A 12,672-nucleotide genomic window follows, 5' to 3' on the forward strand; every position below is an offset into this window, starting at 1 on the left:
TATTTTACCTTTTAGAACGAGCCAACCTCAGGTTTTCCAACTGAACTTTGACCACCATTCCAGTATCAAGTTGCACTTGAATGCCATCTTTACTGACATCAGTAATAGTTGCAGGCATGGGACTCTTGCCAATTTTCACGGTTACAGCAGTTCCTTCTACGATATGTTGTTGCTCTAATCGTTCAGCAGGAGGCTGTTTTACCTTAGTTTGTTCTTTTTTAGCAACTTTAGAAGTAGGTTTAAATTTAGGTGCTTCTTTCTTTTTGTAAGAATTCTTTACATCTGCACCAGGAACAGCACCTGCTTCTTTTTGTTCTTTACGCTTCTCAGCGACCTTAGCCTTACTTTCATCCAATTGCTTTTTAGCGTGTTCAGCGTGTTCTTCTTCAATAGCGGCAACTTCATTGCCATCTAAATCAATACGTTGCGCACCTTTTTTGATGCTATGTAAATAGCGCCAACTGTTGGTGTAATGCCTTAGCGACGAACGAAGCAAAGTTTTACTGACACGCTCTTCATTCTCCAGTCGTTCTGCTAAATCTTGAAAAATACCTATCTTTAAAGGTTTAGCATCACCTTTATTACTAAAACAAGCAGGGAATTGTTCAACTAAGAAGCCAATGACTTCTTTGCTGTTAGTAAATTTTTGTAGATTGTCCATTCAGTCTTCTAGTTAGTTCGTTAACGGGGTTCTTGGTGCTCATCATCCCAAGTTGCTAGAAGTTGGTCAACCCAGTCATACAAATCATCTTCATCTATATCGAGTAAATGTGCATCTTCTCGCCAATTTTCCCAAATATATTGGATCATATTCTCTAAAGAGGTGGAATTTATGTCTTCATCGGCATGATCATAGAGCATGTGAAGAATAGTATTCATCCTATCCGTCGCTTCAGGGGCTCTATCATCCCAAAAATCCATATCCTCAACTGTTGCAAGCACAACTTGAATATCTATGCTATTTTTCACTGCATTGATTCCTTCGCTTTTTCTTCGCCTTCTTGGGAAAACGTGGCTTGTAATATTTCCACAATATGACTTAACCCTTTTTTATCCTCAAGATCAAATCGTGCAATCTCTGGACTATCAATGTCTAACACAGCAATAATTTGTTTATTTCTCACTATAGGTAAGACTATTTCTGAATTAGAAGCTGCATCACAGGCGATATGACCTGAAAATTGATGAACGTCTTCTATTAATTGAATGGCATTTTCTGATACTGCGGTACCACATACTCCTTTACCTATTGGTATACGAATACATGCTGGCTGGCCGTGAAATGGACCCAAAACCAATTGTTCATCCTTCACCAAATAAAACCCAGCCCAATTTACCTTATCCAAAGCCCAATAAAGTATCGCACTTACGTTTGCCATATTGGCGATTAAATCATGTTCTCCAGCAACTATGGCTTCCACTTGTTGAGCCAATTGTGCATAGTGTTGCTGTTTATTTTCTACCATTAATCTCAACCTAATTAAAATCTATATCTCTATTTAAGAAGCGTCTTGCAAAGCAAATATTACCTTGACTCTTGCATCTGTAGACATTTCCCCAGCTTGGTAACTTTCAGATAATTGGAATTGGCGTGTTTTAGCTAAAACTGGCAAGACCTGTCCTGACGTCTGCTCTGATATGGATATCACTCCGGCTAATTTCAAGCCCAATACCTTTGCCAAATCAGTGGCTCGCTGCTGGGCGTGGAGTAAAGCTTGGTTTAATGCCAGTTGATAGTCCGAATCGCTTTGGCTGTTATAAAAACTAAATTGATTAATATTACTCACGCCAAGGTTTAGTACTGTATCAATAGACTGCTCGTATTGGCTTAAGGATTGTAAGGTTATCTTAACTTGCCTGGTTAAAATGAACCCTTTTTGTTCTTGTGTTTTGCCATTGTATTCAACCCAAGGGTTAAACTGTATTTGTAAAGATTGCACATCTTTTTCATCAACGCCTATTTTGATTAAAGCTTGTACCACAGCATTGGTCTTCTCAACGATAGCCTTATTGAGCTGCGCCGCTACTTTTCCCTTTTCCTGAATAGACAAACTAAAACTAAAACGATCTGGCACACTAAGTACGCTTCCCATTCCCGAGACTTCAATTATTCTTGGTTGTTGAATGTCAGGATGATCTTTAGCAAAACTGCTACCAAAGATTAATGTGAGACAAATAAAAAGACATTTACGCATATAAAACCTCAATAAATAGACATTTCAATTAAATGGGGGTTGATAATGAATTCACACTAATGAACCAAGTATGAATCAAGAATAACAAACAGTGAAATCTGTGGCGGCTTAGGTGTAAAGCCGCCACAAGCCTTTAATCCATCAATTTTTGAGACAAAAAGGTGTATTCTAAAGCGGTTCTTTTAGCGGTTTCGCGCAAATTAGCTGACGCTGAATGGCCACCGTCTATATTTTCATAATATTCAAAATCATGACCATATTGTTCCAATAGGTACGCCATTTTTCTAGCGTGACCAGGATGCACTCTATCGTCTTTAGTAGAAGTAACAAACAAAATCGATGGGTACTCTCCTTTTGGATCAATGTTATGCAGAGGGGATATTTTTTCTAGAAACGCTCTTTCATTTGGAATATCAGGACTACCATATTCACCCACCCAAGAAGCGCCTGCCAATAACTTGTGATAACGCAACATATCCAGCAAAGGCACCTGACAAATAACGGCATTCCACAAATCAGGTCTTTGGGTATACATGACGCCCATTAACAAACCACCGTTGGAGCCCCCCATAATTCCTAAATGTTTAGCAGAGGTAATTTTTTTAGCGATAATATCTTCACCTACCGCAATCATGTCATCATAAATAACCTGACGATTGGTTTTTAGTCCAGCTTGATGCCAATTAGGACCAAATTCGCCACCACCTCGGATATTTGCCAATACATAAACCCCACCTTGTTCTAGCCAATTTTTTCCAAGTAGCCCAGAATAACTAGGTTTTAAAGAAACCTGAAAGCCACCATAAGCATATTGTAAAGTTGGATTGGAACCATCAAATTTAATATCTTTTTGTCTGACCACAAAATATGGAATTTTTTCACCATCTTGTGAGCTGGCCTGAAATTGTTCTACCACAATATTAGACGCATCGAAACGGGCTGGAATAGATTTAATCGCAGCGATGTCTACTTTATTTACATCAACTTTAAACAGCGTATCAGGGGCAACAAAACTCTCTTGGTTGATAAAAATGATGTCGCTATCTTGGTTAGCTGATGACACTGACATCGAACCGTTTTCTGGCATGGCTAACTTTAGGAGCGACCATCTTTTGTCAAAATCATACAAATAGATATTGCTCACCACATTTTCTAAAAGTGTTAAAACCAGTTTATTGGCGGTAATTGAAACTTTATCAATTGTTGCACGCTCATTGGGACGATAAACTAGTTGTAAATCTTTAATTTGTTGCTCTTGCAACCAATGTTTCAAATCAAAAGAAAGCAAATCACCACTTGTAAAGGTTTGTTCTGAACCCTCAGGCGTCCATTCTTGTTTAATTGAAAAAACGAGCTGTCCCTTAAACACACCTTCTAAGCTCACTTTTTCTGGAATAGGTAATTGTATGCTTTGGGTTGAATTATCAGGTAACCAAAAATACTCTGATTCATAAAATGTTATCGCACGTACTACCATGTTTAGATTGGTATCGTCGAGTTTTACTGAAAAAGGAAAAACGCCTACATCTGTTTGCCTGCCAGCAAACAATTGTTTGGCCTCGGTAAGTGTTTGTCCTCTTTTTAATGACTTAACAACAAATGGATAACCACTTTCAGTCAGCGTATTTTCCCCCCAGTTGGTAGCGATATTGATGTGGTCAATATCTGTCCAACTAAGGTCTGTTCTAGATTCAGGAATAACAAAACCATTTTCAACAAAAGACTGTGTGGAATGATCCCATTCACGCATTTCAACGGAATCTTTCCCGCCATCGGACAAAGATAACAGGCATCTATCGTAGTTGCCTTCAAAACATTTAGAACCTTTATAGACCCAGTTTTTTTCTTCTAATGCCGCAAGGTTATCTATGCTGAGTAAATTTTCCCATTTGGGTTGCGATTTTGTGTATTCTACGAGACTGGTTCTTCTTAACATCCCCCTTACGTTTTCTTCGTCTTGCCAGAAATTGTATACAAAACCGCCACGGTAGCTACCGTAAGGAATTTTATCTTTTGCATTGACTATGTCTAATCCAGATTCAAAGTACTTTTCATAACGCTTGTCTGACATTAATTTATCTAAGGTAACTTTGTTCCAGCCATTCACTTTAGACAAAGCTTGTTCGCCTTGAACCTCTTCCAACCACAAGGGGGCTTCTGCGGACTTTTCTGTTATGAGGGGACTTTCTTGCATTTTAATTTGTTGCTCTTTTTCAGGATTACTACAGCCAACTAATATACATGTACTAGCAATTGCGACCGAGGTTAAAAAGTATGCTTTCATTATTTGCTCATTTATATTTTTGTTAATGTGTATCATGCTTGATACAAAAACTTTACTGAAAAAGTGCACCTTTTGGAATATAAACCTCACCCTTCATCAATGTTCTTGCGCTGCGGCTCATAGAGACTTTGTTCACTGTCCATACACCACAGTTAAGTTGAGTTTGTGCGCCTACTTTTAAGGTACCAGAAGGATGACCAAAAGTAACAGAATCAAGCTGTCCTCCGCCAGCGGCTAAATTCACTAATGTGCCTGGAATAGCGGCTGCAGTACCTATGGCAACGGCGGCAGTGCCCATCATGGCATGATGGAGTTTACCCATTGACAGCGCTCTTACCGCTAAATCAATAGACTGCGCTTTAACCATTTTACCACTGGAAGTCACATAGTCTGCAGGTTTGGCTACAAAGGCAATTTTAGGGGTGTGTTGGCAATTTGCAGCTTCATCAATATGTTTAAAGAGGCCCATTTTAAGTCCACCATATGCCCGTATAGTTTCAAAGCGATTAAGCACCATATCATCGCCATTAATCACTTCTTGTAATTCAGTGCCAGTATACCCCAGTGCTTCAGCATCTAAAAAAATGGTGGGGATACCTGCTTTGATCATAGTGGCTTGAAATTCGCCAATATTGGGCACATGTAAATCATCAACCAGATTGCCTGTTGGAAACATAGCCTCATCACCATCAACGGGATCCACAAATTCGACTTTGATTTCAGCGGCTGGAAAAGTCACCCCGTCCAACTCAAAGTCGCCGGTTTCTTGCACTTTACCATCGATGATAGGCACATGTGCAATGATGGTTTTGTTGATATTGGCTTGCCAAATCCGTACTACACAGAATCCGTTATTGGGAATACGCTTAGCGTCAACCAATCCATTAGTTATCGCAAAAGAACCAACGGCTGCAGTTAAGTTACCGCAATTTCCACTCCAATCTACAAAAGGTTTATCGATAGAAACCTGACCAAACAAATAATCTACGTCATGATCATCTTGGTTACTTTTAGAAAGTATCACCGTTTTGCTTGTGCTTGAAGTAGCGCCACCCATACCATCGGTTTGTTTTCCATAAGGATCAGGACTACCAATTACCCTCAGTAATAAACTATCCCTGGCCTGACCAGGTGTCTGCGCCGATTCAGGCAAATCAGACAGTCTAAAAAATACACCTTTGCTGGTACCACCACGCATATAGGTTGCAGTAACAGCCATTTGGGGTTTATAACTCATATTAATTTGGTCCTAGTTATGCCACTGTTTGTTCAAGAAAGTCCTGAGCAAAACGTTGAAGTACTCCGCCAGCTTCGTATACTCGCACTTCCTCCGCGGTGTCTAAACGACAAGTCACCGGCACTTGAAGTTGTTCACCATTTTTACGGGTAATATTTAAGGTTAAGGTTATTCCAGCGGCATAATCACCTACTACGTCGTAGGTTTCGGTTCCGTCAATTTCTAAAGTATGTCGCGTGGTTCCAGGTTTAAATTCAAGGGGCAATACCCCCATTCCCACCAAGTTAGTACGGTGAATTCGCTCAAATCCTTCTGCGGCTATGACTTCAACTCCGGCTAATCGCACCCCTTTTGCTGCCCAATCTCTTGAAGAGCCTTGACCGTAATCAGCACCCGCGACAATGATAAGTGGTTGTTTACGTTGCATATAGGTTTCGATGGTTTCCCACATACGCATGATCTTGCCTTCAGGCTCTAACCTCGCTAAGGAACCTTGTTTGACTTTACCGTCTTGCAATACCATTTCGTTTAACAATTTGGGATTCGCAAAGGTGGCACGTTGAGCGGTAAGGTGATCGCCTCTATGAGTCGCATAAGAGTTAAAATCAACTTCAGGCAACCCCATTTTATGTAAATACTCACCGGCCGCACTGTCTAACATAATCGCATTAGAAGGTGATAAGTGGTCGGTAGTAATATTGTCACCTAAAACGGCTAATGGTCGCATTCCTTTCATGGTGCGTTCACCTGCAAGGGCCCCTTCCCAATAAGGTGGCCTACGAATATAAGTACTTTGTGGTCGCCAAGCATACAATGGGCTTTCTGCAGGTTCGAATGAACCTAAGTCAAACATTGGGGCGTACACTTTTCTAAATTGTTCAGGCTTAACAAACTCAGACACTATGGCATCAATTTGCTCGTCGCTAGGCCAGATATCCTTTAAAGTTATCGCTTTATTATTGCTGTCATAACCGAGGGCGTCTTTTTCAATATCAAAACGAATCGTACCGGCAATAGCATATGCCACCACTAAAGGAGGAGACGCTAAAAATGCCTGTTTGGCATAGGGATGAATTCGGCCATCGAAATTACGATTACCAGATAACACTGCAGTGGTATATAAGTCACGCTCTACCGCTTCTTTTTGAATGTCAGGGTCTAGTGCTCCGCTCATGCCGTTACAAGTAGTACATGCATACCCCACTATGCCAAAGCCTAATTTTTCCATTTCAGGTAATAACCCCGACTCTTCTAAGTAATACTTAGCGACTTTGGATCCTGGTGCGAAAGAGGATTTCACCCAAGGTTTTCTTAACAGTCCCAATTCATTGGCTTTTTTGGCAATTAACCCCGCTGCCACTACATTGCGAGGATTACTGGTATTTGTACAGCTTGTGATTGCCGCAATAATCACGGCACCATCAGGCATTTGACCTGCTTTTTGTTCCTCTTTTTGTTCTAACGCATAGGCAATGCCTCTGGCTGTTAAGTCTGCCGTAGCAACTCGGCTATGAGGACTAGAAGGACCAGCCATATTGCGCCCTACAGAGGATAAATCAAACTCAAGCACGCGTTCGTATTCAGCTTCTTTTAAATCATCAGCCCAAAGTCCGGTATGTTTAGCATAGGTTTCAACCAATTCCACTTGCTCCGGTTCGCGGCCGGTAATTTTCAAGTAATCTATGGTTTGTCGATCTATATAAAACATCCCAGCTGACGCACCGTATTCTGGTGTCATATTGGATATGGTTGCTCTGTCCCCAATGGTGAGTTCTGTTGCACCTTCCCCAAAAAACTCTAGGTAAGCGGAGACTACTTTTGCATGACGTAAAAATTCAGTAATGGCTAAAACAATATCTGTGGCAGTAATACCTTGCTGGCGTTTTCCTGACAGCTTTACACCCACAATATTAGGTAAACGCATCATAGAAGGACGACCTAACATCACAGTTTCTGCCTCTAAGCCACCCACTCCAATAGCGATAACACCTAAGGCATCCACGTGTGGAGTATGACTATCGGTACCCACACAAGTATCAGGAAAAGCCACACCATCTCTTAATTGAATGACAGGTGACATTTTTTCAAGGTTAATTTGATGCATGATGCCATTACCAGCGGGAATAACATCTACATTTTTAAAAGCCGTTTTGGTCCATTCGATAAAATGAAACCTGTCTTCATTACGTCTGTCTTCAATGGCGCGGTTTTTATTAAAGGCGTCACTGTCGTTACCATCGTGTTCCACCGCTAAAGAATGGTCGACAATCAACTGAGTAGGCACAACCGGATTAACTTTAGCAGGATCACCACCTTGCTCGGCAATAGCATCCCGAAGGCCAGCTAAATCAACCAAGGCGGTTTGTCCTAAAATATCATGACAGACTACGCGAGCTGGATACCATGGAAAGTCCATTTCTTGTTTGTTATAAATAATCTGCTTTAAACAATCAGTGAGTATTTCTGGCTCACATTTTCGCACCAGTTGTTCAGCTAACACCCGTGCTGTATAAGGTAATTTAGCGTAAGCCCCTTGGCTAATTGCTTCTATCGCAGCGCGGGTATCAAAGTAATCGACATTACTACCACCAATTGTGTAACCGAGAAGAGGTTTGCGATGTTCATAATTCATAATGAGTTCCATAGTATAGAGGGAAGAAGTCAGGCCGATAATTTCTGGCCTGACATTAAGTGGTGGTCGTTAGCGTTGGCTAATAGTGGTGACTTTTCTCGGCTCAGCACCTATATAATCAGCACTTGGGCGAATAATACGATTATTTGAACGTTGTTCCATAATATGCGCTGCCCAACCAGTCAAACGTGAGCACACAAATATTGGCGTAAACAATTTAGTGGGAATGCCCATGAAGTGGTACGCCGAAGCGTGGAAAAAGTCAGCGTTACAGAATAATTTTTTGGTATCCCACATAAATTCTTCACAGGCCACTGAAATATCATAAAGAGAGCTATCGCCAAATTCCTTGGCTAGCTTTGCTGACCACGCTTTAATGATCACATTACGGGGATCTGATTCACGATAAATGGCGTGTCCAAATCCCATGATTTTTTCTTTGCGCGCTAGCATGCCAGCCATCTGCTCTTTCGCATCGGCTGGAGAGCTAAACTTCTGGATCATATCCATGGCCGCTTCGTTTGCACCACCATGGAGAGGACCACGAAGCGAACCTATAGCGCCAGTCACACAAGAGTACATGTCGGATAACGTAGACGCACACACACGAGCTGTAAAAGTAGACGCATTAAATTCATGTTCAGCGTATAAAATAAGGGACACATCCATCACTTTACTGTGTAGTTCAGACGGGGTATCTCCTGTGAGCAATTTAAGGAAATGTCCACCTAGTGACACTTCATCAGTTACACAATCTATTTCAATACCGTCGTGACTGTATCTGTACCAAAAACACATGATAGCCGGGAAAGCAGCCAGCAATCGGTTTGCCGCTTTGTTTTGGGCACTAAAGTCCACTTCTGGCTCAAGGTTACCTAAAAATGAGCAGCCCGTGCGCATCACATCCATAGGATGTGCGTCAGCTGGAATAAGTTTCAATACTTCTTTTAGGGCTAGTGGCAAGTCAAGTTGTTCAAATAACTGGGCTTTATAACTGTCTAGTTGCCCTTGATTAGGCAGTTCGCCGTTAAACAATAAATAAGCCACTTCTTCGAACGTGGCATTGTCGGCCAAATCTGATACATCATAACCACAATACGTAAGGCCTGAGCCTGATTTACCCACAGTACATAATTTAGTTTCACCGGCACTTTGACCACGCAGACCTGCGCCACTTAGTTTTTTATCAGTCATAATTTAATCCAACTTTTATATTTAAACCCTTGTGGTATGAAGCAAACAAAGGTCGTAATGGTTTCATTATTTAAGTAACTTAAAATGTTTAGGAGATTACTTATTTTTACCTTCAGAAAAAAGTGAGTCTAGTTTCTGCTCATAGGCGTGATAGCCAAGGTAGTCATACAATTCCGAGCGTGTTTGCATAGTGTCCACCACTGCTTTTTGATCGCCTATATTCAAAATTGATTGGTAAACATTTTCCGCCGCTTTATTCATCGCTCTAAATGCACTGAGTGGATAAAGCACCATATCGGCGCCCCACTCGCCTAATTCCTTCTTATTCCAAAGTTCAGTTTGGCCAAACTCTGTGATATTTGCCAGAATAGGTACGTCCAAAGCTTCTGAAAAAGCACGATAGTGTTGTTCTGTTTTTATCGCTTCTGCAAAAATCCCATCTGCGCCTGCCGCCACATAGGCTTTAGCACGCTCTATAGCAGCGTCTAAACCTTCTTGGGCAAATGAATCCGTACGGGCCATGATAAAAAAATCAGGATCGATACGCGCATCAACGGCGGCTTTGATGCGATCCACCATTTCTTCAGTAGAAACAATTTCCTTATTGGGACGATGTCCACAACGTTTTTGCGCCACTTGGTCTTCCATGTGCACTGCCGCCGCGCCGGCTTTTTCCATATCGCGAATGGTTTTAGCAATATTAAATGCCCCGCCCCAACCTGTATCAATATCTATCAACAAGGGCAGATCACAAGCTGCAGTAATTCGCTGAACATCAACTAGCACGTCATTTAGTGAGGTCATACCCAAATCAGGTAATCCATAGGAAGCATTAGCCACACCACCACCTGATAAATAAATAGCGTGATGACCAATTTGTTTTGCCATCATCGCTGAATAAGCGTTAATAGTGCCTACAATTTGTAAGGGTTGATTGTCTTTTAAAGCTTGACGAAAGCGTTGTCCGGGAGTTTTCATAGGGTTTTCATCCGTTTTTCGACGTTTTTACGTGATGCTGATATATGCCTGCGCATAAGAATTTCAGCCAGTTCACCATCTTGATCTTCGATGGCTTGAATAATGTGGTGGTGTTCAGAAAATGCTTTTTTGGCTCTAGGACTTGCCATACCAAATTGATAACGATACATACGTACTAAATAATACAATTCTTCGCACAACAGGCGGATCAACAGTTGATTACCGCTGCTCATTACAATACGAAAATGAAAGTCCAAATCCCCTTCTTCTTGAATATAAGCTTGGCCTTGTTGCAATGACTCGTGCTGATTGTGGACATCAAGCAGATGTTTTAGATCTTCAATTTGTTTTGGAGTGATGTTTTGTGCCGCTAAACGACACGCCATTCCCTCTAAGGATTCTCTGACCCGAAAAATTTCAAGTAATTTTTCTGTCGACAATGTCACCACGCGATAACCAATATTAGCTTTGCGCTCAAGCAAGCCACAACCTTCTAATCGGGACAATGCATCGCGAAGTGTAGAACGACTTATTTCGTAGTGTTTGGCCAGTTCGGGCTCACTTAACTTAGAGCCTGTTAAGATATTCCCTTCAACAATGCGCTGACGCAGATCAATAAAAACCGTGTCTGCACGGGTGATACTAGGTGCTGTGTTATTTGACGTTTGCAATTTTTGGTTGTCGACAATAATAAATGATATCGCCATAATAGTCGCTTAAACTGAAAATAACAAGGTCAAATTGTCGACAATTGGACCTTGTTATAAACAAACTAACGTTTTAGTTAAGTACTGCTTCTAGACTTGAAAGACAATAATCAACATTCTTTTGGCTAGAACCACACCCCATCAAACCTATTCTCCATACTTTGCCTGCCAATTCACCTAAGCCTGCACCTATTTCCAAATTGAATTCATTGAGTAGCCTATTACGAACCTGGCCATCATCTATTCCATTTGGAATTTGCACTGTATTCAATTGTGGCAATCGATATTTTTCTTCGACAACCAAGTCTAATCCCAGTTTTTCTAACCCAAGCTTTAAACTAAGGTGGTTTCGACTGTGCCTTTCCCAAGCGTTTTCAAGTCCTTCTTGTTGCAAAATAAGCAAAGATTCATGTAACCCATAGATACTGTTTACAGGTGCAGTATGATGGTAAGCGCGTTTCGCTCCCTGCCCCCAATACCCCATGACCAAATCCATATCTAAAAACCAACTTTGCACAGGATGTTGTCGCTGCTTAATCACTGCGATCGCCTTGTCACTAAAAGACACCGGGGATAATCCAGGTATGCAAGAAAGACACTTTTGAGTACCAGAATAAATGGCATCAATATTCCATTCATCCACCCTTAATTCGCTACCACCTAAGGATGTCACAGCGTCAACAATACTCAAACAATCGAACTCCTTGGCTAATTGACATAAGGCTTGGGCATCATTTAGCACACCTGTTGACGTTTCCGCATGAACAAAGGCTAGTGCTTTAGCGTCAGGGTTAGCTTTAAGTGCTGCTCTGACTTTATTAAGATCTGTAGGTTTACCCCAATCATCTTGCACCATGACAGCTTTGCCACCACAGCGTTGCACGTTTTGTTGCATACGCCCGCCAAATACGCCATTTTGGCAAACAATAACCTTGTCGCCAGGCTCAACTAAATTAACAAAAACAGATTCCATACCTGCCGAGCCAGGTGCCGAAATGGGCATTGTTAAGGCATTATTAGTTTGGAAGGCATATTGTAATAACTGTTTCACTTCATCCATTAGATCAACAAATCTAGGATCCAAATGACCTATAGTTGGTCTAGCTAAAGCTTCAAGCACTTGCGGGTAGACATCTGAGGGTCCAGGCCCCATTAGTACTCGAGTAGGAGGTATAAAAGATGAAAATGTCTGAGTCATAAAAGCTCCAAGATAAAGGTGATTTAGTGGGGTAATTTTTACAGTATTAGGTGTTTGCTACAAGGTAACTATACCGAGCATAAACAAGATAAATGCTTTTATGTCCAAGCATTTATAGGTTGAATTACGAATCGACCACTTAAATAACGAGTAGAGATCCATTTAGGATAGATAACATATTGTTTTAGATAGAAATTAAAAATGATTTCAAAATTTGTTTAGTTTTTAGGCAATTTTGTTCTATGCT

General features: G+C 41.1%; 11 protein-coding genes. All 11 read right to left on the bottom strand.

The window, feature by feature from the left end:
• Positions 1–4 precede the first annotated feature (4 nt).
• Complete coding sequence (proQ, locus tag AAC000_RS03550) at positions 5–661, bottom strand: RNA chaperone ProQ (RefSeq protein ID WP_339720159.1); 657 nt, start codon at positions 659–661, stop codon at positions 5–7.
• Between the two features lie 20 nt (positions 662–681).
• A complete protein-coding gene (locus AAC000_RS03555; protein WP_339720161.1) occupies positions 682–969 on the bottom strand; it encodes a hypothetical protein in 288 nt (95 codons plus the stop codon).
• On the bottom strand, positions 966–1,466 hold the full coding sequence (locus tag AAC000_RS03560) for a GAF domain-containing protein (RefSeq protein WP_339720163.1): 501 nt from the start codon (positions 1,464–1,466) through the stop codon (positions 966–968). Before AAC000_RS03560 ends, AAC000_RS03555 begins: the two co-directional genes overlap by 4 nt.
• Positions 1,467–1,499: 33 nt before the next feature.
• Positions 1,500–2,195 carry an SIMPL domain-containing protein gene (locus tag AAC000_RS03565; protein WP_339720165.1) on the bottom strand — a complete coding sequence of 232 codons (696 nt, stop codon included), beginning with the start codon at positions 2,193–2,195 and terminating at the stop codon, positions 1,500–1,502.
• A 133-nt stretch (positions 2,196–2,328) separates the two neighbouring features.
• Positions 2,329–4,479 carry a prolyl oligopeptidase family serine peptidase gene (locus tag AAC000_RS03570; RefSeq protein WP_339720167.1) on the bottom strand — a complete coding sequence of 717 codons (2,151 nt, stop codon included), beginning with the start codon at positions 4,477–4,479 and terminating at the stop codon, positions 2,329–2,331.
• A gap of 52 nt (positions 4,480–4,531) precedes the next feature.
• Positions 4,532–5,716 (bottom strand): 2-methylaconitate cis-trans isomerase PrpF, encoded by a 1,185-nt coding sequence (gene prpF / locus AAC000_RS03575; RefSeq protein WP_339720169.1) that lies wholly within the window; start codon positions 5,714–5,716, stop codon positions 4,532–4,534.
• Positions 5,717–5,732: 16 nt separating this feature from the next.
• On the bottom strand, positions 5,733–8,348 hold the full coding sequence (acnD, locus tag AAC000_RS03580; RefSeq protein ID WP_339720171.1) for a Fe/S-dependent 2-methylisocitrate dehydratase AcnD: 2,616 nt from the start codon (positions 8,346–8,348) through the stop codon (positions 5,733–5,735).
• Between the two features lie 69 nt (positions 8,349–8,417).
• Positions 8,418–9,542, bottom strand: a complete 1,125-nt coding sequence (prpC, locus tag AAC000_RS03585) for a 2-methylcitrate synthase (protein ID WP_339720173.1) — start codon at positions 9,540–9,542, stop codon at positions 8,418–8,420.
• A gap of 96 nt (positions 9,543–9,638) precedes the next feature.
• Positions 9,639–10,520 carry a methylisocitrate lyase gene (gene prpB / locus AAC000_RS03590; protein ID WP_339720175.1) on the bottom strand — a complete coding sequence of 294 codons (882 nt, stop codon included), beginning with the start codon at positions 10,518–10,520 and terminating at the stop codon, positions 9,639–9,641.
• A complete protein-coding gene (locus tag AAC000_RS03595; protein ID WP_339720177.1) occupies positions 10,517–11,227 on the bottom strand; it encodes a GntR family transcriptional regulator in 711 nt (236 codons plus the stop codon). Before AAC000_RS03595 ends, prpB begins: the two co-directional genes overlap by 4 nt.
• Positions 11,228–11,300: 73 nt before the next feature.
• Positions 11,301–12,425 (bottom strand): alanine--glyoxylate aminotransferase family protein, encoded by a 1,125-nt coding sequence (locus AAC000_RS03600; protein ID WP_339720179.1) that lies wholly within the window; start codon positions 12,423–12,425, stop codon positions 11,301–11,303.
• Positions 12,426–12,672 lie beyond the last annotated feature (247 nt).

This window comes from uncultured Paraglaciecola sp. (assembly GCF_963977085.1).
In the GTDB taxonomy this organism is placed as follows: Bacteria; Pseudomonadota; Gammaproteobacteria; order Enterobacterales; family Alteromonadaceae; genus Paraglaciecola.